The organism is Streptomyces sp. NPDC002779 (assembly GCF_042888685.1).
Taxonomy (GTDB): domain Bacteria; phylum Actinomycetota; class Actinomycetes; order Streptomycetales; family Streptomycetaceae; genus Streptomyces.
Genome location: NZ_JBIAQC010000001.1, coordinates 104,773 through 127,394 on the forward strand (window position 1 = coordinate 104,773; position 22,622 = coordinate 127,394).

Below are 22,622 nucleotides of genomic sequence, written 5' to 3' on the forward strand. Positions count from 1 at the left end.
CTACCCGGGGGTACACCCCGGGGTCAGCCCATGGTCTGGATCACTCGGAGCCGTTGCGGGCCCGCTGACGACGCCACAGAACGAGCGGTACGGCACCGACGAGGGCGAGGCCCGAAGGAGCGACGGCCGCCGTGCGCGCGCTGAGGTTCTGGTCGAAGGTGTCCGGAACCGGCAGGTTGTCCCAGCGGTTGATCGGCCAGGCCACCACGACGGCACGCCCGACGACCTTGTCGACCGGCACCATGCCCTTGTTGGCGTCCGCCTGGTTGTAGCGCGAGTCCCGGGAGTTCTGCCGGTGGTCGCCCATGACCCAGAGGTAGCCCTCGGGGATCTTCACCTTGAACTGGCCGCCGTCGCTGTCGTCGGTGCACGGGGTGTTGCCCGGGTAGACGTACGACGACTCGTTCAGCGCCTTGCCGTTGATCTTCAGCGGGCCGGTGCCCTTGCACTCGACGGTGTCACCGCCGACCCCGACGACCCGCTTGATCAGGTCCTTCTCCTCGGAGGAGGGCATCAGGCCGATCCAGCTGAGGAAGGTCTGCAGGACGTTCGGTTCGGGCGTGGGCTCGCCGGCCAGCCAGTTGTCGGGGTCGTGGAAGACGACGACCTCGCCGCGATCGGGCTCCGAACCGAACCAGGGGGTGAGCTTGTCGACCAGCACCCGGTCGCCCTGCTGGAGGGTGTTCTGCATCGAGTCGGAGGGGATGGAGAAGGCCTGCACCAGGAACGTCTTGATCAGCAGCGCCAGCACCAGCGCGATACCGATCAGGATGGGCAGCTCCTTCCAGAAGGAGCGCGCCTTGTTCGCCTTGGGGGCGGGCTCGCCCGGCCCCTGGCCGTCCGTGCGGGCCTGCTCGCCGGCCGCGGTGCCCGCGTCGGCCCTGCCGGGGTCATGTCCGGAGGTCACGGCGCCGTCCGCGCCCGGTCCGGTCGCCTCCGCGGGGCGTCCGCGGTCCTCGCCGTCGTGCCCGGATCGTGCGCCTACCGCCACATCCCCCACGCCAACTCCTTACTCTGTGCCGCTGCCTGCCCCAAAGGCGGTGCAGGCCCACCACTCCCATAACGAGCGGGAGTTCCGCAGGGCTCGGGAGTCGGATCGGTTCGTTCGGATCGTCGGAGGCAACCCTATGCGACAGCCGGGGAGCCGCGGTCGACCCGGTGGCCGAGTCGGAGACCGACGCGTACGTTTTCGGTTCGTCCAGGGTGCCCCAGTGACCGAAGGGCCAGGCGATGACCACGGCACGGCCGACCACCTCGTCCTCGGAGACCGTGCCGCCGTTCTGGTCCTGGTGCGAGCGGGAGTCGGCGGAGTCGGCGCGATGGTCACCCATCACCCACAGCCGCCCCTGCGGGACGGTGACGTCGAACTCGGTCAGGGAGGGGACGTTCCCGGGAAAGAGGTAGTCCTCCTCCAGGGGGACGCCGTTGACGGTGACCCGCCCTTGCGCGTCGCAGCACGTGACCCGGTCCCCGCCGACGCCGACGACCCGCTTGATCAGGTCCTTCTCGTTCTCGGACGGCAGCAGACCGATGAAGGTGAGCCCTTCCTTGATCTGCTTGACGACGACGGGGTCCTCCTTCTTGGCCGTGGGCTGCTCGTCCTGGAGCCAGCCGCCGGGGTCCTTGAACACGACGACGTCCCCGCGCTGCGGCTTGGAGCCGAACCACGGGGTGAGCTTGTCGACCAGGACCCGGTCGCCGATCTGGATCGTCTGCTCCATCGACCCGGACGGGATCACGAAGGCCTGGACGAGAAAGGTCTTCAGGACGAGCGCTATGAGCACCGCGACACCGATGAGGAGCGGTATCTCCTTGATCGCGCTGCGCCGGCGCCGTCGCTTGACCTTGCGCTGCAGCTTGCGCCGCTCCGCGCGCGTCCGGCCGCCCCCGGAGGCGGAGGCGCGCCGGGAGCCGGTGGGCAGGAGGTCTTCGGCGGCGCTGCTCGGTGCCCCGCGCGGCTTGCCGCGGTTACCCATGGCCACCGGCCGGGCCGGGCACGCGCGCGTACGCGTCGGGGCGCTCCAGACGGGTCCAGTGGGCGGTGGGCCAGACGATCCAGTCGGCGCGGCCGATCACGTCCTCGACGGGGATCATCCCGCCGCCCGGGGAGCCGAGGTGGTCGCGGGAGTCGCTGGAGCCGCTGCGGTGGTCGCCGAGGACGAAGAGGCTGTCCGCGGGCACGACGACGTCGAAGGACACGCCGGAGGGGCCGTCCCCGGGGTACAGGAACTCCGACTCGTCGACCGACCGGCCGTTCACCTGGATCCTCCCCTCCTTGTCGCAGCAGACCACCCGGTCCTCCCCCACCCCGACCACGCGCTTGATGTAGTCCGCGTCCCCGAAGTACCCGGTTCCGTCGAACACCACGACATCGCCACGCTGCGGCTGGGCACCGAAACGGTACGCCAACTTATTTACGACAACGCGGTCCCCGATCCTCAATCCGCGTTCCATGGATCCGCTGGGGATCTGGAAGGGCTGGAGCACGAACGTGCTGAGCAGCAGCAGGAAGAGCAGGCAGATCAGCAGGGTCAGGGTGATCCGGCCGCCGGGCAGCCACTCGGAGATCCGCGCCACCAACGCGAAGCGCGACCGGCCCTCCGTGCCGCTCGGTGCGGGTGCGGAGGAGCGGTCGCGCTCCGTCGGCTGTGCTTCGGTGTCCATCGGGGCCAGATGCTATCCGGCCTCGCTGTGACGTCCGGAAAGCGCTCAGTTGTCGCGCTTCTCCTTGATCTTCGCGGCCTTGCCGCGCAGCTCACGGAGGTAGTACAGCTTGGCGCGCCGCACGTCACCACGGGTGACGAGCTCGATCTTCTCCACGATCGGGGTGTGCACCGGGAAGGTGCGCTCGACGCCGACGGAGAAGGAGACCTTGCGGACCGTGAAGGTCTCACGGACACCGGCGCCCTGGCGGCGGATGACTACGCCCTTGAACTGCTGCACACGGGAGCGGTTGCCCTCGATGACGCGGACGTGGACGTTGACGGTGTCACCCGGGCGGAAGGCCGGGACGTCGCTGCGCAGCGACGCGGAGTCGACAGAGTCGAGCAGGTGAGACATGTCGTCTGCTTTCTTCACCCATGCCACAGGTCATAGGCGGGAGTAGTTTCCAGGAGGATGCTGTTCGCGTCGGGGCGGGCGTCGTGTCCCCCTGTGGCAGGGGCGCACGCCGGACGGCGCACAACAGCGGCCTATTCTTCCACGGCCCCGGGCCTGCGCCAAAATCGGCCGTATCGCTCGCCCTCGGGATCCGGTGCCCAGCCGAGGATGGAGAGCATTTCGCGGTCCTTCTTGTCGAAGGCCTTGGGGTCGCAGCGCTCGATCAGGTCGGGCCGATGGGCGGTCGTCCGCTTCAGGGCCTCGTCGCGCCGCCAGCGGGCGATCTTCCCGTGGTGCCCGCTGAGCAGTACGTCCGGGATGCCGCGGCCGCGCCACTCGGGCGGCTTGGTGTAGACGGGTCCCTCCAGGAGGCTCGCCATGGCGCCGGGCGCGAAGGAGTCGTCGCGGTGGGACTCGGCGTTGCCGAGGACCCCGGGCAGCAGCCGGGCCACGGCCTCCGTCATCACCAGGACGGCCGCTTCCCCGCCGGCCAGGACGTAGTCGCCGATGGACACCTCGTGGACCGGCATCCGGGTCGCGTACTCGTCGATGACCCGTCGGTCGATGCCCTCGTAGCGGGCCGGGGTGAAGATCAGCCACGGACGCGCGGAGAGCTCCACCGCGAGTTCCTGGGTGAAGGGCCGGCCGCTCGGCGTGGGGACGATCAGCGTGGGCGCGTGGGAGCCGCTCTCGTAGCCGTCCGCGAGGACGGAGTCCAGCGCGTCGCCCCAGGGGTCGGTCTTCATGACCATGCCGGGGCCGCCGCCGTAGGGCGTGTCGTCGACCGTGTTGTGGCGGTCGTAGGTCCAGCCGCGCAGGTCGTGCACCTGGACGTTGAGCTGTCCACGCGCGCGTGCCTTGCCGACCAGGGAGACGTTCAGGGGCTCCAGGTACTCGGGGAAGATCGTGACGACGTCGAGGCGCATCAGGACTCGTCCCGCGAGGAGGCGATCTCCGCCTGGTCGTCGATGAGGCCGGGCGGCGGGTCGATGACCGCCTTCTGCTCGGCGAGGTCGATCTCGGTGACGATCTCCTGGACGAACGGGATCATCACCTCGCTGCCGTCGGGCCGCTCGACGATGAACAGGTCCTGCGAGGGCAGATGCGAGATCTCGGTGATCCGGCCGACCTCCTCGCCGTCCTTGGTGACCACGTCGAGGTCCATCAGCTGGTGGTCGTAGTACTCGTCCTCCTCCTCGGGCAGTTCGTCGGGGTCGACGTCGGCGATGAGGAGGATGTTGCGCAGGGCCTCGGCTCCGGTGCGGTCGCGCACGCCCTCGAAGCGCAGCAGCAGCCGGCCGCTGTGCACCCGGCCGGTCTCGATGGTGAGCGGGCCCGCGGATGCGGGATCGGTGGCCAGTACGGCGCCGGGGGCGAGCCGGAGTTCCGGCTCGTCGGTACGTACCTCGACGGTGACCTCGCCCTTGATGCCGTGGGCGCGGCCGATCCGGGCGACTACGAGCTGCACTTTTCGAAGATCTCCTGTCGTACGTACGACTGCGGGCCGGGGACGGCGCTGTGGCCCTCCCCGGCCCGAGCCGGTGCTGCGTTCGGCGTCAGCGGACGTGGTCCACGTCGACGAGGTCGACACGGACACCACGGCCGCCGATGGCGCCCACGACGGTGCGCAGAGCGCGTGCGGTGCGGCCGTTGCGGCCGATCACCTTGCCGAGGTCGTCGGGGTGGACCCGGACCTCGAGCACGCGTCCACGGCGCAGGTCGCGGGATGCGACCTGCACATCGTCAGGGTTGTCGACGATGCCCTTCACGAGGTGCTCGAGAGCCTCCTCGAGCATGCTCAGGCCTCGGTCGACTCGGACTCAGCCGCAGCCTCGTCCTTCTTGTCGGCCTTCTTCTTCTGGGTGATGGCCTCACCCTTGCCCTCGTCGTCACCGCTCAGAGCCTCGAACGAGGGGCGCGTGGCCTTCTCGGCCGGCTGGAGCAGCGGCGCCGGGGCGGGCTCGCCCTTGAACTTCTGCCAGTCGCCGGTCTTCTTGAGGATGGCGAGGACGGGCTCGGTCGGCTGAGCGCCGACGGAGAGCCAGTACGCGACACGCTCGGCGTCGACCTCGATGCGCGACGGGTTCTGCACCGGGTGGTACAGGCCGATCTCCTCGATCGCACGACCGTCACGACGGGTACGGGAGTCGGCGACGACGATGCGGTAGTGAGGCGAACGGATCTTGCCCAGACGCTTCAGCTTGATCTTGACTGCCACGGGAGTGGGTTCTCCTGGATTTGACGTGGTTGGGCACGGCGAGATGGCCGCGTGGGGTTGCGGTACCCGAGTGCCCGACGGACGCGTCAGCCGGAGGAGAGAGGGGTCCTGTGCGGCTGTCGAGTACAGCTAGCCATTGTGCCACACCCCGCGGCTCGCCTCGGACCGAGGGCCCGGGCGGCGGGCATGGCTGAGGCGCACCCGGCGCGGAGGTGAGGAACGTCGGGTGCGCAGCCGGCGCGAGCCGACCGCACCGGCAGCCACGAGTTGCCGGTACCGGTCGGGTTACGCCGCGCCCACGACCTCGGGAATCCGGAACGGCTTCCCGCAGCCGCCGCAGACGATCGGGGCCTGGGCCAGCACCGAGGGGACCACGCGGACATTGCGGCCGCAGTCGCAGACCGCCTTGACGCGGACCCCGCCGCCGGAGGAGCCGTGCCGGGCCGCCGGCCCCCGGAAGGACCGGGCCGTGTCCGCCGATGTGGCCGCCGTGTGCGCCTTCAGGGCGCGCTGGAGGCGCTCGATCGTCGGGCGGTAGCGGCGCTTGGCCTCCGGATTGAGGGTGACCAGCGAGAATCCGCTGCTGGGGTGCGGTTCGTCGGGGTGGTCCAGGCCCAGCTCCTCGGCGATGGCCAGGAATCGGCGGTTGTGGTAGCGGCCCGCCCGGGAGGTGTCGCGCACTCCGCGGGCGGCGGCGATGCCGTGCACCGCCTCATGAAGCAGCCGCTCGAAGGAGAGTTCGTGTCCGCACGCGGACGACGACTCTCCGATCAGGGACTCTGGCGCGGCGAGATCCGGCAGCTCGGGGTGGTGCCGCTGAATGTCGGCCCACGCCTGCGCCAGCTCTGCGGCGAGAACAGGTGGTGTCTGTGTCGTGCTCACGTAATCACAACGAGCTGGGGTGCCCCTGTGTTCCGATTCCGGGCCATCCCAAATATTTTGCACGTACCCGTCAGTTGCCGCTGATGCGTCCTGACGAGGGCGGGTGCGCTGATCTGCGGAGAAGCCTCGCAGCTCACCACAAGCTGGTGCGTAGTCCGACGTACGCCCCCGCGCGTAGGCCGTCTCCGCACGGCGGGATGGCAGTGTCGGGCGGCGGCGCAAGAGGCCTTTCGGTCGCTCTCGCGCCTTTCTGCCCCGTCTCAGTAAGCGCGCGCGACGATCGCGACGTTACCGGGCGCGTCCTCGTCGTCCGGCACCGACCCGTCCTCGGCGACCAGACAGCGTACGGTCACCGAGTGCTCGGCCAGCGCGGCCTCGCCCGCCGCGCCGAGCGTGGCCCAGGGGATGCGGGCCCAGCCGGTCGCGGCGGCCTCGACGGCCTCCTCGGTCGTGGACACCTCGCTCGTGCGGGACTCGCGTCGCTCCCGGGACTGCTTGAGCAGCAGCGCCTGGTCGTCCTCCAGCATCCCCGGCAGCAGCTCCACCAGGGATTCCAGGGGCACCGCCTCCTTGCCGCCCGGGATCCGGCGCGCCAGCATCGCGGTGCCGTTCTCCAGGTCGCGCGGCCCGATCTCGATCCGCACCGGCACGCCCTTGAGCTCCCAGTCGACCGCGCGCCGCCCGAAGGGCGTGTCCGTACGGTCGTCGACCCGCACCCGGATGCCCGCCGCCTTCAGCCGGTCGCCCAGCTCGCGGACCTTGGCCAGAACCGCCTCGTCGCCCTTGATCGCGAGGACGACGACCTGGATCTGCGCCAGCCGGGGCGGCACCCGCAGGCCGTTGTCGTCCCCGTGCGCCATCACCAGGGCGCCGATCATGCGCGTCGTCGAACCCCACGAGGTCTGCCAGACCAGTTCCTGCGTGCCGTCCTTGGACAGGTACCGCGTGTTGAAGGCCTTGGCGAAGTTCTGGCCCAGCTCATGGCTGGTGGCCATCTGGAGCGCCTTGCCGTCACCCATCATGCCTTCGAGCGTGAGGGTGTTGAGAGCCCCGGCGAACCGTTCCCTGACGGTCTTGCGGCCGGGTACGACGTCCATGGCGAGGAGGTTCACCATGAAGTCCTCGTACACCTGGCGATGGATGTGCGCGGCGAAGTCGCGGGCGTCCTCGTAGGTGGCGTGCGCGGTGTGGCCCTCCTGCCACAGGAACTCCGTGGTCCGCAGGAACAGCCGGGGCCTCAGCTCCCAACGCACCACGTTGGCCCACTGGTTGATCAGCAGCGGCAGATCGCGGTAGCTCTGCACCCACTTGGAGAAGTAGTCGTTGACGATCATCTCGGAGGTGGGCCGGACGACCGCCGGCTCCTCCAGCTCCTTGCCCCCGCCGTGCGTGACCACCGCCAGCTCGGGCGCGAAGCCCTCGACGTGGTCGGCCTCCTTGGCGAAGTACGACTGCGGGATGAGCAGCGGGAAGTACGCGTTCTGGGTGCCCGTCTCCTTGATGCGGGCGTCCATCTCCGCCTGCATCCGCTCCCACAGTCCGTACCCGTACGGTCGGATCACCATCGTGCCGCGCACCGGCCCGTTGTCGGCCAGCTCGGCCTTGCTGATCAGATCCTGGTACCAGCGCGGGAAGTCGTCCGCCCGCGGTGTGAGAACGGGTGCTTTTGCCATGGCGCGATGGTAAGGGCCCAGGTTGCCGGAATGTGAATTCTCGCCACAGGCACGTGCCGGTCCCAAGCCGGGCCCGACGACCCCTGGACGCCGGGTCGAGCGCGGAGTTACCTGGCATACGGGGGAAGAGCGAGCGCACGGCACGGGGGCACGGAAACCGGCACAGCGGCAACTCTCTGCGGATTGGGGCGCTTTCGATGACACCTACGCTCGTGCGGCAGCACCTGTCTCACGCGGGATCCACGCCCCGTGTGGACCTGTGGGCACGCGCGCGTGACTGGTCGGAGATCCAGGAGCGGATGCTGGTACCGCTCTACGAGGCCGTCTACGAGCGGCTCGAAGTGGGCCCCGGCACACGGATGCTGGGCCTCGGCTGCGGTTCCGGGCTCGCCCTGCTGATGGCGGCCTCCCGAGGGGCCGCGATCACCGGTGTCGAGTCCTCCTCCCGCGAACGGCTCGCCCTGGCCCGGCAGCGGCTGGCGTCCGGGCCGTGGGGCGCACGCGCGCGTACCGACGCCCGGTTGACCGACGGCTCACCGCGGGACGCGGCAGAGACGGAGGAGCCCGCGTACACCCTGGTGACGGCTTTCGAGCCTGTCGGATGTCTCGCGGGCGACTCGGAGGGCCTCGGCGACCTGCTGCGCGGGGCGCGGCAGCTCGCCGAGCGGGGGGCGCCCGTGGTGCTGGCCGGCTGGGGCCCGCCGGAGCGCTGCGCCACCTCGTCGGTGCTGCGCGTGGCCACGAAACTGGCCGATCCGCTGCGCCGCGCGGGCAGTTGGCGCCCCGCGCACCGGGACGACCTGGAGGAGGTCGCCCACCGCGCGGGCCTGCGCCCCGACGGCTCCGGGCGGGTCGCGTGCCCCTTCGGTTACGCCGACGTCGACAGCGCCGTACGAGGACTGCTGTCGACCGGGCTGTTCGACGCGGCGATCGCCGCGACCGACCGGGCACAGGTGGACAAGGAGCTGACGGAAGCCCTGCATCCGCATCAACGGACGGACGGGACCGTGTGGATGCCGAATGTGTTCCGGTACCTGATCGCCCGGGTCCCCTGAAAGCCCCGCGCCGGTGGGCGAGTTCCTGAAAATGCACGTGTGAATGGTGTGAAGGATGCGAAGCGGGAGTCTTCTCGCTTCGCTGAACTGCGCGCCTTCCCTTTAGCCTGACGAATCGCTCGGGGGACTTACACATCTGCATACAGGAGCTGTTGTGCTGTACCGCAAGACCGCGCTGCGTCTGGCCGCGCCCGTCGCCGTCCTCGCCCTGGCGCTCACCGCCTGCTCGGGCGGGGACGACGAGGCCGACGCGAAGAGCCCGGCCACCTCGCGGGCGAAGGCCTCGCCCGCCGCGCCGAAGCCCTCCTCCGGCGGCGCGGTGAAGACCGGCGAGAGCGCCACGGGGGTGTACGAGGAGGACCCGGGCACGGTCACGTACGAGATCCTCGCGAAGCGGGTCGACGTGGGCACCGAGGCCGAGGCGGCGCAGGCGGTGGCCGACCCGGAGAAGGCCGCGGGGCTCGTCCCGGCCGTCGCCCATGTGACGTTCACACACAAGGGCGGCCCGGCACTGACCGGCTCCCCCCGGGTCGGCGACGAGACCACCGTCTGGGCCGACGGACAGCGCGGCTCCATCCTCATCGGCGCCGCCGAGGACGCGGCCGGCTGCGAGGACCCGTACGACGTGGAGAGCTGGAAGCGGGGCGAGAGCCACACCTTCTGCGAGACCTACCTGGTGCCCGCCGGCGCGAAGAACGTCGAGGTGCACTGGCAGGAGGCCGAGGGAGAGCCGTACACCTGGACCTTCCCTAACAGCTAGCGGGGCTCCTGCCCCGGCAGGCGAGGAGGGCGCCCCCGGTGGCCGGGGGCGCCCTCCTCGTCGTACGGGGACTCGGTCTCAGCCCATGAACTTCTTGAACTCGTCCGGCAGTTCGAAGTCCTGCGGAGCCTGCTGGCCGGGCACGCCGAAGGCGCCGCCACTCTGCGCGGCGGCCGCGCGCCGGGCGGCCTCCTCCTGCTCCTGCTGCTTGCGCTTCATCGGGTTGCCGGAGCGCTGCTTGCCCTTGGCCTTCTTGGGCTGCTTCTTGCTCCGGCCGGGGCCGCCGCCCATGCCCGGCATCCCGGGCATCCCCGGCATGCCGCCGCCCTGGGCCATGCGGGACATCATCTTGCGGGCCTCGAAGAACCGCTCGACCAGGTTCTTCACCGCGCTGACGTCGACACCGGAGCCCTTGGCGATGCGGGCGCGGCGCGAGCCGTTGATGATCGTGGGTTCCTGGCGCTCGGCCGGGGTCATCGACTTGATGATCGCGGCGGTGCGGTCGACGTCCCGCTCGTCCAGGTTGTTGATCTGGTCCTTGATCTGCCCCATGCCGGGCAGCATGCCGAGCAGCTTGGAGATCGAGCCCATCTTCCTGACCTGTTCCATCTGGGACAGGAAGTCGTCGAGGGTGAAGTCCTGGCCCTTCTTGGAGGCCAGCTTCTCCGCCATCTTCTGGGCTTCGGCCTGGTCGAAGGTCTTCTCCGCCTGCTCGATCAGGGTGAGCAGGTCACCCATGTCGAGGATGCGGGAGGCCATCCGGTCCGGGTGGAAGGCGTCGAAGTCGCCGAGCTTCTCGCCGTTCGAGGCGAACATGATCGGCTTGCCGGTGATCTGCCGGATCGACAGGGCGGCACCACCGCGGGCGTCACCGTCGAGCTTGGAGAGCACCACGCCGTCGAAGCCGACGCCGTCGCGGAACGACTCGGCGGTGTTGACCGCGTCCTGGCCGATCATGGCGTCGACGACGAACAGGATCTCGTCGGGGCTGACCGCGTCCCGGATGTCCGCGGCCTGCTGCATCATCTCCTGGTCGATGCCCAGGCGGCCGGCGGTGTCGACGATCACGATGTCGTGCATCCGCGACTTCGCGAACTCGATGGAGTCCTTGGCGACCTTGACCGGGTCACCGACGCCGTTGCCCGGCTCCGGGGCGTACACCGCGACCCCGGCGCGCTCGGCGACGACGCTGAGCTGGTTCACGGCGTTCGGCCGCTGGAGGTCACAGGCGACCAGCAGCGGGGAGTGGCCCTGCTCCTTCAGCCAGTGGCCGAGCTTGCCCGCGAGGGTGGTCTTACCGGCACCCTGCAGACCCGCCAGCATGATCACGGTGGGCGGCTGCTTGGCGAACCGGAGACGGCGCGTCTCGCCGCCCAGGATGGTGACCAGTTCGTCATTGACGACCTTGAGGACCTGCTGGGCGGGGTTCAGCGCCTTGGAGACCTCGGCGCCGAGCGCGCGCTCCTTGACGTTCTTGATGAACGTACGGACGACCGGCAGGGCGACATCCGCTTCCAGGAGCGCGATGCGGATCTCGCGCGCCGTGGCGTCGATGTCCGCTTCGCTCAAGCGCCCCTTGCCGCGCAAGTTCTTGAAGGTCGCTGAAAGGCGATCGGAGAGAGTATCGAACACGGCGGCGTCGGTCCTCGGGGTCGGTGGCAGCTGGGAATCGCCCTCCAGGGTATCCCGGCGGCAGGAGTCACCGGGATCCCCGTTCAGCCACGCAACATCTCCTCCAGCTTCCGGGCCACCGAAGCGGCCTCCTCGTGGGGCAGCGGCGCCCCCTCGGGGCCGGTGACATAGAACGCGTCCACGGCGTTCGCGCCCAGCGTGCTGACATGCGCGCTGCGCATCCGCACCCGCGCGTCCTCCAGGGCCCGGCCGATCCGGAACAGCAGTCCCGGGGCGTCCTGGGCGCGGACCTCGATCACCGTGGCGAGGCGGGAGGCGGCCGGGTGGACGGTGACCCTGGCGGGCGGCGCCAGGACGCCCCGGCGCCGGGGATAGGCCGCGTCCCGCTCGGCCAGGCGGCCCGCGATGTCGAGGGAGCCGTCCAGGGCCCGGACCAGGTCGGCGCGCAGCCGGGCGGCCTGGGGCAGCGAACCGTACTCCGCGGCGACCCGCCAGTTCAGCAGCAGGACCGAGCCCTCGACGCCGGCGGGGAGGTCCAGCGCGCGCAGTTCCGCGGTGCGGACGGTGAGGCGGTGCATCGCCAGGATGCCCGCGACGGCGGGCAGCACGCCCGGCTGGTCCGGTACGGCGATCAGCAGCTCCACGCCGAGCGGTTCCGGATCCCCCGTCGGCTGGTCGTCCGTGGGGGGCTCGGTCTGGGCGCGCAGGGCCAGCACCGGGCTGCCGGTGGCGACGGCCTCGATGGCCAGCCGCTCCTGCTCGGCGGTGGGCGCGGCGGCCTCCGGTTCGTCGGAGGCGTCCCCCGCGAGCACCGCCGAGACGCGTTTGACCAGGTCGGTGACGAGGGAGCCGCGCCAGGACGACCAGGCGGCGGGGCCGGTGGCCAGCGCGTCGGCCTCGGTCAGCGCGTGCAGCAGCTCCAGCGTGGACTGGCTGCCGACCGCCTCGGCGACCGAGCGGACCGTGGCGGGATCCTCCAGGTCGCGCCGGGTGGCGGTGTCGACGAGCAGCAGATGGTGCCGTACGAGGGTGGCGAGTACCGCGACCTCCTCGCGGTCGAAGCCGATCCGGGCGGCCACGTCACGCGCGATGATCTCGCCGGCCACCGAGTGGTCCCCGGGCCAGCCCTTGCCGATGTCGTGCAGCAGCGCGGCGACCAGGAGCAGGTCGGGGCGGTGGACGCGGCGGGTGAACTCGGAGGCGCGGACGGCGGTCTCGATGAGGTGCCGGTCCACGGTCCAGATGTGCACGGCGTTGCGCTGGGGGCGGCAGCGCACCCGCTCCCAGTCGGGCAGCAGCCGGCTGATCAGGCCCTCGGCCTCCAGCGCCTCCCAGACCTCGATGGTGGGGCGCCCGGAGCCGAGCAGGGTCACGAGCTGTTCGCGGGCCTCGGCGGGCCAGGGCGTGGGCAGCGGGCGGGTGGTGGCGGCCAGCCGCCGTACGGCGTGCAGGGAGAGCGGGAGTCCGGCCTGTGCGGCGGCGGCCGCGGCGCGCAGCGGGAGCACGGGGTCGCGTTCGGGGCGCGCGGCACGGGCGAGCACGACCTCGCCGTCCTGTTCCACCACGCCCTCGGCCAGCGGCGACCGTTCCGCCACCGGCTTGCCGCCGCCCAGCATGGCGCGCAGCCGGGGCCGCACCGCGCGCGACCGCAGGACGCGGCCCACTTCACGCCAGGTGACATCACTGGCGTACGAGATGACCCGCGCCGCCTCGTACACCTGCCGCAGCAGGGTGTCGGCGTCGAGCAGCCCCAGCTCGGCGGCGACCTGGTCCTGTTCCTGGAGGGCCAGCCGGTCGGTGGCGCGCCCGGTGGCCAGGTGCAGTGCGTCGCGTACGTCGAGCAGTCGGCGCCGGGCGTCGTCGAGGCCCTCGCGGGGGGCGTCGGCCAGCCAGGAGGCGGCGACGGCACGCAGGATGGTGGCGTCGCGCAGGCCGCCCCGGGCCTCCTTGAGGTCGGGTTCCAGAAGGTACTGCAGCTCGCCCTGGCGCTCGGCGCGCTCGGCGGTCAGTTCCTGGAGTTCGGGCAGGCGCTTGGGTGCCTGGTTGCGCCAGTCGGCGAGGACGGCCGTGCGCAGTCCCGCGGTCAGGCCGAGGTCGCCGGCGATGTGCCGGGCGTCCAGCAGGCCCAGCTGGACCTTGAGGTCCTCCGCGGCGGTCTTGCGGGCCTCGGCGGGCGTCCGCACCGAGTGGTCGAGGGCGAGACCGAGGTCCCAGACGGGGTACCAGATCCGGTCGGCCAGCGCGGCGACCGTGTCGTGGTCGGCCCCGTCGTGCAGGAGCAGCAGGTCGAGGTCGCTGCGTGGGGACAGCTCGCCGCGGCCGTAGCCGCCGACCGCCACCAGGGAGACCCCGCGCAGGGTTCCGGCGCCGGCGGCGAACAGGCCGGTGAGCCAGTCGTCGGTGAGTTCCGCGAGGGCGGTACGGCGCGGCGGCCCGGACCGCGCCCCCTCGGTGAGGAGGCGCAGCCGGGCCGCCGCGTAGCCGCTGGGTCCCGAGTCTTCTGCTTCCGTCGGCACGTCCGTACTCGTCACCCAGCGACTCCTGTCGTCTTCTTCTGTTAGAGCGCGTCCGGTCCGCGCTCGCCGGTGCGGACCCGTACGGCCGTCTCGACCGGCAGGGACCAGACCTTGCCGTCACCGATCTTGCCGGTACGGGCGGCCTTGACGATGACCTCGATCAGCTGCTCGGCGTCGTCGTCCTCGGCAAGGACCTCGATGCGGATCTTCGGGACCAGGTCGACGGTGTACTCGGCACCGCGGTAGACCTCGGTGTGGCCCCGCTGACGACCGTAGCCGCTGGCCTCGGTGACCGTTAGGCCGTGCACGCCGAACGCCTGGAGGGCTTCCTTGATCTCGTCGAGCCGGTGGGGCTTGACGACTGCGGTGATGAGCTTCATGCGTCCACCTTCTTGCTCGCGGTGTCGACGGCCGGGGCCGGGACAGCGGTCGTGCGGGCGGAGCCACCGCCGGCCCCGCTGAAGTCGTATGCGGTCTCGGCGTGCTCGGCCTGGTCGATGCCAGCCACTTCCTCGTCCTCGGAAACCCGCATGCCGATGGTCTTGTCGAGGAGGAAGGCGAGGACCGCGGAGACCACCAGCGAGTAGGCGAGGACCGCGAAGACACCGGCGCACTGCTTCCAGAACTGGTCCAGGCCGCCGCCGTAGAAGAGGCCCTCGACGTCGGACTGGCCCTTGCCGGTGGCGAGGAAGCCGACCAGCAGCGAGCCGACGATGCCGCCGACCAGGTGAACGCCGATGACGTCGAGCGAGTCGTCGTAGCCGAGCTTGTACTTCAGGCCCACGGCCATGGCGCAGAGCAGACCGGCGACGGCACCGACGGCGATGGCACCGAGCGGGGAGACCGCGCCGCCGGCCGGGGTGATGGCGACCAGACCGGCGACCGCGCCGGAGGCGGCGCCCAGCGTGGTGAACGCGCCGTGGCGGATCTTCTCGTAGAGCAGCCAGGCCAGCATGGCGGCGGCGGTGGCGACCTGCGTGTTGACGAACATCAGCGCGCCGACGCCGTCGTCGTTGCCGAGCCAGGAGCCGGCGTTGAAGCCGAACCAGCCGAACCACAGCAGGCCCGCGCCGAGCATGACCAGCGGGAGGCTGTGCGGGCGCATCGGGTCGCGCTTGAAGCCGACGCGCTTGCCGATGACCAGGATGACGCCGAGCGCCGCGGCACCGGCGTTGATGTGGACGGCCGTACCACCGGCGAAGTCGATCACACCGAGCTCGAAGGCCCAGCCGCCGGCGCCCCAGACCCAGTGCGCCACCGGGAAGTAGACGATCGTGGCCCACAGGGCGACGAACAGCGCCCAGGCGCCGAACTTCACCCGGTCGGCCAGGGCACCGCTGATCAGGGCGGGCGTGATGATCGCGAACATCAGCTGGAAGACCAGGAAGACGAAGACCGGGATCGTGTAGCCGTCCCACAGTTCCGTCAGGCCGATGTCACTGAGGCCGACCCAGTCGGAGTTCCAGCCGATGATGCTGCCGGAGTCCGTGCCGAACGCCATGGAGAAGCCGTACAGCACCCACAGGATGGTGACGATCCCCAGGCTGATGAAGCTCATCATCAGCATGTTCAGGGTGCTTTTGACACGGACCATGCCTCCGTAGAAGAAGGCCAGGCCCGGTGTCATGAGCATCACCAGGGCGGAGCAGATGAGCATGAAGCCTGTGTTGGCGGCAGAGAGCTCCGTCTCTGCGGCAAGCGTGATGGCTGGTGCCATCGGCGTCTCCTCGTCGTTGGTACGGCCCCGTGCGGGCGAAGCCTGAGCGGATTGAGGGGTGGGCCGGTTATGCGCCATGAGATTGGCGCAGCGCGGTTTCGGTGGACGCCCCTCGTTGTTTCGCCGCCGTGACGAAGGCGCTGTGGGTGTTACGCGTCGGTGAACTGCCGGATGACGGCCGCCGCGATCGTTATCGTGGCGCAACCTTCGCAAGAAGGCATGGGCCGGCCGCGGACGGCCTTCCGATGACCTGGCATGGGGGAGCCGAGTCGGGCAGTTCGGGAGGGCCGGCCGCGGCCGGGGCTCGGGCGGTGGTGCGGGTGTGTCAGACGGCTTCGGCGGTCTCGGGCAGCTCTACGGCGAGCCGCTCGGTGAGGTCCACGACCTCGTGCAGATCACCGAAATCGCGTACGGCCGTGTCCACGGTTTTTCGGATACGAGTGTTGACCCGCTCGGAGCGCACCTTCTTGGCGATCGTCATGGCCTCGGTGGCGTACTGCGCGCTCCGCTCGGGCTCGCGCTGGAGCAGGTGCACGGTGGCCATGCCGATGAGGTTGAGCGCGTAGGACCGCTGGTGCTCGGAGTCCTTGGCGAACAGGTCCACGGCCCGCTGCATCAGCGGCTCGGCGAGGGAGGCGTAGGTCGGGCTGCGGCCCGCGACATAGGCGAGGTCGCGATAGGAGTGGGAGTTCTCGCCGTAGAGCTCGGCCTCGGAGAAGAAGCGGATCCAGTCGGGGTCGGCCTCGTCCCATTCCTCGGCCTCGCCGAAGGTTTCCTCGGCCATCCGCACGGCCCGCTTGCACTTGCCGGGCTGGCCCATGTTGGCGTACGCACGGGCCTCCATCGCATACAGCATGGACTGGGTGCGCGGGCTCGCGCAGTCGCGGCTGCCGTACTGGGCGAGGTGGACCAGTTCCAGGGCGTCGTCGGGCCGGCCGAGGTGGATCATCTGGCGGCTCATGCTGGAGAGGATGTACGAGCCGAGCGGCCGGTCGCCGGCCTCCTTGGCGGCGTGCAGGGCGAGCACGAAGTACTTCTGCGCGGTGGGCTGGAGCCCGACGTCGTACGACATCCATCCGGCCAGCTCGGCGAGTTCGGCGGCGACCTTGAAGAGCGTGCGGGTGGTGGACTCTGGCTGGGGCTCCTGGAGGAGGTCGGTCACCTCGTGCAGCTGTCCTACGACGGCCTTGCGGCGCAGGCCGCCGCCGCACTGGGCGTCCCACTGCCGGAACATCACGGTGGTGGACTCCAGCAGGTCCAGCTCGGGCCGGGAGAGCCGGCCGCGGCGGGCCTGGGTGGAAGGCTCGGGTTCGGAGCGCGGGGCGGGCGGGGCGGGGACGAGCCAGCGCTGCATGGGCTCGATGAGGGACGGGCCCGCGGACAGGGCCAGCGAGGTCCCGAGGAAACCGCGCCGCGCCAGCATCAGGTCGCTGCGCGAGAACTCGCTGAGCAGGGCGACGGTCTGCGGGCCCGTCCACGGCAGGTCGACGCCGGACACCGACGGTGCCTGGCGGGCGGCGCGCAGGCCGAGGTCCTCGACGGAGACGACACAGCCGAACCGCTCGGAGAACAGCTCGGACAGGATCCGCGGGATCGGCTCGCGCGGGTTCTCGCCGTCCAGCCAGCGGCGCACCCGGGAGGTGTCGGTGGAGATGTGGTTGGCGCCCAACTGACGGGCCCGGCGGTTGACTTGGCGGGCGAGTTCGCCCTTCGACCAGCCGCTGCGCACGAACCAGGACGTGAGCAGCTCGTTCGGGCGCTTGTCAGCGTGCGTGGCGCTGCCGGCGCTCGTGTCGCTTCCGCTGTTGCCGCTCACTGGAACGCCCCCATCCCTTGGACCACTTGTCACCGAGTGCGCCAAGCCTTATCAGAATGCCGGTAAATACGGCTCCCCGTCCGGCAGTTCTCACCCTTCGAACGGAAAGCCGAGTTGCCTCCGGCATACCCGCAAGTGCATGTGCCCTCAGGACTCGTGCACTCAAAGTAATCCTACGATCACCCGTCCAGCCATGGCGATCCCGGAAACGCCACCATTCGCCACCCCTTCGAATGAACTCACGGTCGGCTCCGCACGATTCACTTGACAGAGGACGGCCAGCAGTGGGCGGAGCGATGCACTCAGGGGCGCGCACCGCCGGGCGCACGACCCAGGACGCTTCCGAGCGCCGCTTCGGATGTGTGGAGCCGGGCCGCAGAAGGCACAAGGTGGATACAGAGGGTCACGATCCGCATCCGCGTCGTAACCGAAGACGCGCCGGACCCGTTGGAGGGGGCATGGGCTTCACGATCGCCGGCATCCGCGAGATCCGCTCCGGCACGCGCCGACGCGGCCGGTCCTCGGAGTGCACCGCCGTCGCCGAGTTCACCGGTCTGTGGGGCTGGGACGTGGTGCCGGGCGCGCGTGCGGCGGCGGGCGCCTGCTCCTGCGGCCGCGCGGACTGCCGCGAACCGGGCGCCCACCCCCTGCACTTCGCCCCCCGGGTCCCGGCCGGCGCCACCCTCGACGAGGTGTCCCGCACCTGGTCCGAGTACCCGGGCGCCGCGGTGATGCTGGCCGTCGGCCGGGCCTTCGACGTCATCGAGGTGGCCGAACCCGCCGGGCGCCGCGCACTGGCCCGCCTGGAGCGCATGGGCCTGCCCCTCGGTCCGGTCACCGCCACCCCCGATGGCCGCGCCCACTTCTTCGTCGCCCCCGGTGCCGCCGCCGAACTCCCCGCGCTGCTCTACCGCATGGGCTGGGACGACCCGACCTCCCTCGACCTGCGCGGCCTCGGCCCCGGTACGTACATCACGGCCCCGCCCTCCGACCGCGGCGGCCTCGGCCCGGTGCGCTGGCTGCGCTCCCCCGCGCTGGACTCGGCGACCAAACCCCCGGCGGCACGGCTGCTGCTCGGCACGCTGGCGTACGTGGCGCACCGGTCGCGGGCCTAGCGGTTCGCGTCACCCATCGGTCCCCGGCACAGCCGGCTCAGTCGCTCCGGCCCCGGACGCAACCGGCTCACGTCACCCACCGGGCCCCGGCACAACCGGCTCACGTCGCCCGACGGTCCGGGGCCCAGCCGGCTCAGTCGCTCCGGCCCCTGGCACAGCCGGCTCAGTCGCTCCGGCCCCGGACGCAACCGGCTCACGTCACCCACCGGCCCCCGGCCCTCCCTCTCCCCCGCCACAGCAGAGCGCCCGCCTCCAGGAGTGACCTCCGGGGGCGGGCGCTTCTTCGGGCGCGGCGGAATCACTCGCCGATCAGGGCGTCGACGAACGCCTCCGGCTCGAACGGCGCCAGATCGTCCGCGCCCTCGCCCAGACCGATCAGCTTGACCGGCACCCCCAGCTCCCGCTGGACGGCGATCACGATGCCGCCCTTCGCCGTCCCGTCCAGCTTGGTCAGGACGATGCCGGTGATGGCGACGACCTCGGCGAACACACGGGCCTGCACGAGCCCGTTCTGCCCCGTGGTCGCGTCCAGCACGAGCAGCACCTCGTCGAGCGGCGCGTGCTTCTCCACGACCCGCTTGACCTTGCCGAGCTCGTCCATGAGGCCGGTCTTGGTGTGCAGCCGGCCCGCGGTGTCGATGAGGACGACGTCGGAGCCCAGCTCCTTGCCCTCCTTGACCGCGTCGAACGCGACGGAGGCCGGATCGCCGCCCTCCGGACCGCGCACGGTGTGGGCGCCCACCCGCTCACCCCACGTCTGGAGCTGATCCGCGGCGGCGGCACGGAAGGTGTCGGCGGCGCCGAGGACGACGGTGTTGCCGTCCGCGACCAGGACCCGGGCGAGCTTGCCGGTGGTGGTGGTCTTGCCGGTGCCGTTGACCCCGACGACCATCACGATGCCGGGCTTTCGGCCCTCCGGCTCGGTCTTCACGGTCCGGTCCAGGTCGGTGCCGACCAGCTTGAGAAGCTCCTCGCGCAGCAGGGCGCGCAGCTCCTGGGGGGTCCGGGTGCCGAGCACCCGCACCCGCTCGCGCAGGCTCTCGACCAGCTCCTGGGTGGGCAGCACGCCGACGTCGGCGGTGATCAGGATGTCCTCGATCTCCTCCCAGGTGTCGTCGTCCAGGTGCTCGCGCGAGAGCAGCGTGAGCAGGCCCTTGCCGAGGGCGTTCTGGGAGCGGGACAGTCGGGAGCGCAGCCGCACGAGGCGACCCGCGGTGGGCTCCGGGACCTCGATCGCGGTCGGCGGGAGCTCTTCGATGACGGGCGGTTCCTCGACGGCGGTGGCCGGTCCGCCGGGGAGATCCACCTCCTCTATGGTCCGGCGCGGTTCGTCGCGCGGCGTCTCGGCCTCGTCGCCGACGTGCGGCTCGGCCGGGGGGGCGGTGATGTCGGGCGCTGCGGGGGGCGGCGGGGGCAGCTGCTTCTTGCGCCGGCTGCCGACCACGAGCCCGCCGAGCGCGCCGAGCACGACCACGGCGATGACTACAGCAAGGATGACGATGTCCATAACCCGTCCAGTATCAGCCATGGAGCCGGGTGACACCCCTCTGGCTGTCTGACACACCGTCAGCTACCGTCCGCCTTCACACCCGCCCGGTGAAGGGGGACTCCCATGCCCGTCACGGTCGTACGCTTCAACCTCGTCGAGCCCGACGCCACCCCCGCCTCGCTCGCCGCCCGCTATGCGGCGGCCCTGGAGATGGCCCGGTACGCCGACGAGCACGGCGTCACCACGGTGCAGACCGAGGAGCACCACGGCGCCGCGAACAACTGGCTGCCCTCCCCCTTCACCTTCGCCGGCGCGGTGTTCGGCGCGACCCGGCGGATCACCGTGACGGTCTCGGCGGTCATCGGCCCGTTGCACGACCCGCTGCGGCTGGCCGAGGACATCGCCGTACTGGACCTGATCAGCGGCGGCCGTCTGGTGACGGTCGCCGGGATCGGGTACCGCCCCGAGGAGTACGCGCAGTTCGACGTGGACTGGAAGTGGCGCGGCCGGCTCCAGGACGAGGTGCTCCAGACGCTGCTGAAGGCGTGGACCGGCGAGGAGTTCACGTACCGGGGGCGTCCGGTACGGGTCACCCCGCGTCCCTTCACCGAGCCGCACCCCCTGCTGCTGGTCGGCGGTTCCTCGAAGGCCGCCGCGCGCCGGGCCGCCCGCCTCGGCCTGCCGTTCTTCCCCAGCGCGCACCTGCCGGAGCTGGCGGCGTACTACAAGGAGCGGCTCATCGAGTACGGCACCGAGGGCTGGACGATGATGCCGGCCGCCGAGACCCCGCTGCTGCATCTCGCCGAGGACCCGGACCGGACCTGGGAGCGGTACGGCCGGCACTTCCTGCACGAGGCACGGACGTACGCCTCCTGGCAGTCCGGTGACATCCGCTCGGCCGTGCGATCGGCGGCCACGACCGTGGACGAGCTGCGCGCGGAGAGCGTGTACCGGGTGCTCACGCCCGACCAGTGCGTGGCGCAGGGCCTGGACAGCCTCGTCCTGCATCCGCTGTGCGGCGGGATGCCGCCGGAGGAGGGCCGGCGCAGTCTGCGGCTGCTGTGCGAAGACGTACTGCCCCGGCTCAAGGACTGAGCCGGGGCAGTACGTCTTTCCCGGGACGAGGAGAGGGGCAGCGGGGACTTGGCCCTTCTCCCCGGGTCCGGGGGCCGGTGTCAGCCCATGTCCTCGAGCTTCTTGCCCTTGGTCTCGGGCACGAACTTGAGGATGAAGGGGATGGAGAGGAAGGCGAACACCGCGTACATCACGTAGGTGAGCGACAGGTTCCACTCCGACAGGTCCGGGAAGGTGATCGTGATGACCCAGTTGGCGATCCACTGGGCCGAGGCGGCCACGCCGAGCGCGGCGGCGCGGATCTTGTTCGGGAAGACCTCACCGAGCATGACCCAGACCACGACACCCCAGGACAGGGCGAAGAAGAGTACGAACGCGTTGGCGGCGATCAGTGCCACGGCACCCTGCGCGGTGGGCAGCGGGTCGTTGCCGTTCTGGTAGGAGAAGGCCCAGGCGGCCAGCGCCAGCGAGATGCCCATGCCGACGGAACCGATCAGGGCGAGCGGCTTGCGGCCGATCCGGTCGACGAAGATCATCGCGATGACCGTACCGATGATGTTGATGATCGAGGTCTCGAAGGAGTAGAAGAACGAGCTCGACGGGTCGACGCCGACGGACTGCCACAGCAGGTTCGAGTAGTAGAAGATGACGTTGATGCCGACCAGCTGCTGGAAGACGGACAGGCCGATACCGATCCAGACGATCGGCAGCAGGCCGTACGTGCCGCCCAGCAGGTCCCGGAAGGTCGACTTGTGGTCGCTGCGCATGGCGTCGTCGATCTCGGCGACCCGGGCGTCGAGGTCGATGTCGCCCTCGACGTCGGCGAGCACCTTCTTGGCCTCGGCGATGCGGCCGACGCTGATCAGGAAGCGCGGGGACTCGGGGATGGCGAAGGAGAGCAGGCCGTAGACCAGGGCCGGCACGAGCATCACGCCGAGCATCCACTGCCAGGACTCAAGGCCCGCGATCTTGCCGCGCTCCTCGCCGTCGGCCATGTTGAGGATGGCCCAGTTGACGAGCTGGGAGACGGCGATGCCGATCACGATGGCCGCCTGCTGGAAGGAGGCGAGCCTGCCGCGGTAGGCCGGCGGGGCGACCTCGGCGATGTAGGCGGGGCCGATGACCGAGGCCATGCCGATGGCTATGCCGCCGAGGACACGCCAGGCGGCGAGGTCCCACGCTGCGAAGGGAAGGCCGGAGCCCACGGCCGACACGGCGAACAGCACCGCCGCGATCTGCATGACGCGGATACGGCCGATACGGTCCGCGATCCGGCCGGCGATGGCCGCGCCGACCGCGCTGCCGAGCAGGGCGCAGGCGGCGACCGTTCCGGTGGCACCCGAGCTCAGGTCGAACCTGTCCTGAATGCCGCCGTTGGCGCCGTTGATGACAGAGCTGTCATAGCCGAACAGGAAACCGCCCATGGCGGCCGCGGCCGTGATGAAGACGACGTGCCCGAGATGTTCGGGGTGGCTCGCCTTCGCACCCGACTGGGGTGCCTGCGCTGTGCTGGTCACGTGTAACTCCTCGGACACCGGCAACGCTGCCGGGTGGGTCAGCTCCTCCAAGTCGAGAT

21 protein-coding genes are annotated in these 22,622 nt (G+C 70.7%); 4 read left to right on the forward strand and 17 right to left on the reverse strand.

Annotated elements, in window-relative coordinates; translation table 11 throughout:
• Positions 1-40: 40 nt before the first annotated feature.
• The 10 genes from lepB (ACFYW5_RS00440) to proS form a co-directional block, all read right to left on the reverse strand.
• Positions 41-1,000, reverse strand: a complete 960-nt coding sequence (gene lepB, locus ACFYW5_RS00440) for a signal peptidase I (RefSeq protein ID WP_389414734.1) — start codon at positions 998-1,000, stop codon at positions 41-43.
• Positions 891-1,976, reverse strand: a complete 1,086-nt coding sequence (gene lepB, locus ACFYW5_RS00445; protein ID WP_389415607.1) for a signal peptidase I — start codon at positions 1,974-1,976, stop codon at positions 891-893. Before lepB (ACFYW5_RS00445) ends, lepB (ACFYW5_RS00440) begins: the two co-directional genes overlap by 110 nt.
• The gene (gene lepB / locus ACFYW5_RS00450) at positions 1,969-2,664 is read right to left on the reverse strand and encodes a signal peptidase I (protein ID WP_389414735.1); all 696 of its coding nucleotides are present in this window, start codon (positions 2,662-2,664) and stop codon (positions 1,969-1,971) included. The genes lepB (ACFYW5_RS00445) and lepB (ACFYW5_RS00450) overlap by 8 nt, the downstream gene beginning before the upstream one ends.
• 45 nt (positions 2,665-2,709) lie before the next feature.
• Complete coding sequence (gene rplS, locus ACFYW5_RS00455) at positions 2,710-3,060, reverse strand: 50S ribosomal protein L19 (protein ID WP_030041016.1); 351 nt, start codon at positions 3,058-3,060, stop codon at positions 2,710-2,712.
• A 131-nt stretch (positions 3,061-3,191) separates the two neighbouring features.
• Positions 3,192-4,025 carry a tRNA (guanosine(37)-N1)-methyltransferase TrmD gene (gene trmD / locus ACFYW5_RS00460; protein ID WP_389414736.1) on the reverse strand — a complete coding sequence of 278 codons (834 nt, stop codon included), beginning with the start codon at positions 4,023-4,025 and terminating at the stop codon, positions 3,192-3,194.
• Positions 4,025-4,567 (reverse strand): ribosome maturation factor RimM, encoded by a 543-nt coding sequence (rimM, locus tag ACFYW5_RS00465; RefSeq protein ID WP_250074586.1) that lies wholly within the window; start codon positions 4,565-4,567, stop codon positions 4,025-4,027. Before rimM ends, trmD begins: the two co-directional genes overlap by 1 nt.
• 88 nt (positions 4,568-4,655) lie before the next feature.
• A complete protein-coding gene (locus ACFYW5_RS00470) occupies positions 4,656-4,895 on the reverse strand; it encodes an RNA-binding protein (RefSeq protein ID WP_005479813.1) in 240 nt (79 codons plus the stop codon).
• A 2-nt stretch (positions 4,896-4,897) separates the two neighbouring features.
• Positions 4,898-5,317, reverse strand: a complete 420-nt coding sequence (gene rpsP, locus ACFYW5_RS00475) for a 30S ribosomal protein S16 (RefSeq protein WP_389414737.1) — start codon at positions 5,315-5,317, stop codon at positions 4,898-4,900.
• A gap of 285 nt (positions 5,318-5,602) precedes the next feature.
• The gene (locus ACFYW5_RS00480) at positions 5,603-6,199 is read right to left on the reverse strand and encodes a hypothetical protein (RefSeq protein WP_186282930.1); all 597 of its coding nucleotides are present in this window, start codon (positions 6,197-6,199) and stop codon (positions 5,603-5,605) included.
• Between the two features lie 260 nt (positions 6,200-6,459).
• Entirely contained in the window at positions 6,460-7,872 is a 1,413-nt protein-coding gene (gene proS / locus ACFYW5_RS00485) for a proline--tRNA ligase (protein ID WP_389414738.1), read from the reverse strand.
• 197 nt (positions 7,873-8,069) lie between these two features.
• On the opposite strand from proS, the gene ACFYW5_RS00490 reads away from it, so the two are divergent.
• Both ACFYW5_RS00490 and ACFYW5_RS00495 read left to right on the forward strand, forming a co-directional pair.
• The gene (locus tag ACFYW5_RS00490; RefSeq protein ID WP_389414739.1) at positions 8,070-8,927 is read left to right on the forward strand and encodes a class I SAM-dependent methyltransferase; all 858 of its coding nucleotides are present in this window, start codon (positions 8,070-8,072) and stop codon (positions 8,925-8,927) included.
• A gap of 154 nt (positions 8,928-9,081) precedes the next feature.
• The gene (locus ACFYW5_RS00495) at positions 9,082-9,687 is read left to right on the forward strand and encodes a hypothetical protein (RefSeq protein WP_389414740.1); all 606 of its coding nucleotides are present in this window, start codon (positions 9,082-9,084) and stop codon (positions 9,685-9,687) included.
• 78 nt (positions 9,688-9,765) lie between these two features.
• On the opposite strand, the gene ffh is transcribed toward ACFYW5_RS00495, so the two are convergent.
• The 5 genes from ffh to ACFYW5_RS00520 form a co-directional block, all read right to left on the reverse strand.
• Positions 9,766-11,319 carry a signal recognition particle protein gene (gene ffh / locus ACFYW5_RS00500; RefSeq protein ID WP_389414741.1) on the reverse strand — a complete coding sequence of 518 codons (1,554 nt, stop codon included), beginning with the start codon at positions 11,317-11,319 and terminating at the stop codon, positions 9,766-9,768.
• 83 nt (positions 11,320-11,402) lie between these two features.
• A complete protein-coding gene (locus tag ACFYW5_RS00505) occupies positions 11,403-13,850 on the reverse strand; it encodes a [protein-PII] uridylyltransferase (protein ID WP_389414742.1) in 2,448 nt (815 codons plus the stop codon).
• Positions 13,851-13,876: 26 nt separating this feature from the next.
• Entirely contained in the window at positions 13,877-14,215 is a 339-nt protein-coding gene (locus ACFYW5_RS00510) for a P-II family nitrogen regulator (protein ID WP_030990174.1), read from the reverse strand.
• Positions 14,212-15,552 (reverse strand): ammonium transporter, encoded by a 1,341-nt coding sequence (locus ACFYW5_RS00515; protein ID WP_389414743.1) that lies wholly within the window; start codon positions 15,550-15,552, stop codon positions 14,212-14,214. The genes ACFYW5_RS00510 and ACFYW5_RS00515 overlap by 4 nt, the downstream gene beginning before the upstream one ends.
• A gap of 325 nt (positions 15,553-15,877) precedes the next feature.
• Positions 15,878-17,368: a hypothetical protein gene (locus ACFYW5_RS00520; RefSeq protein WP_389414744.1), complete on the reverse strand. Its 1,491-nt coding sequence runs from the start codon at positions 17,366-17,368 to the stop codon at positions 15,878-15,880.
• Between the two features lie 458 nt (positions 17,369-17,826).
• On the opposite strand from ACFYW5_RS00520, the gene ACFYW5_RS00525 reads away from it, so the two are divergent.
• Complete coding sequence (locus ACFYW5_RS00525) at positions 17,827-18,483, forward strand: bifunctional DNA primase/polymerase (RefSeq protein WP_389414745.1); 657 nt, start codon at positions 17,827-17,829, stop codon at positions 18,481-18,483.
• A 298-nt stretch (positions 18,484-18,781) separates the two neighbouring features.
• Here ACFYW5_RS00525 and ftsY read toward each other — a convergent pair whose 3' ends face one another.
• A complete protein-coding gene (gene ftsY, locus ACFYW5_RS00530; RefSeq protein ID WP_389414746.1) occupies positions 18,782-19,990 on the reverse strand; it encodes a signal recognition particle-docking protein FtsY in 1,209 nt (402 codons plus the stop codon).
• 105 nt (positions 19,991-20,095) lie between these two features.
• On the opposite strand from ftsY, the gene ACFYW5_RS00535 reads away from it, so the two are divergent.
• The gene (locus ACFYW5_RS00535; RefSeq protein ID WP_389414747.1) at positions 20,096-21,067 is read left to right on the forward strand and encodes an LLM class flavin-dependent oxidoreductase; all 972 of its coding nucleotides are present in this window, start codon (positions 20,096-20,098) and stop codon (positions 21,065-21,067) included.
• An 80-nt stretch (positions 21,068-21,147) separates the two neighbouring features.
• Here ACFYW5_RS00535 and ACFYW5_RS00540 read toward each other — a convergent pair whose 3' ends face one another.
• A complete protein-coding gene (locus ACFYW5_RS00540) occupies positions 21,148-22,563 on the reverse strand; it encodes a sugar porter family MFS transporter (RefSeq protein WP_389414748.1) in 1,416 nt (471 codons plus the stop codon).
• Between the last annotated feature and the right edge of the window lie 59 nt (positions 22,564-22,622).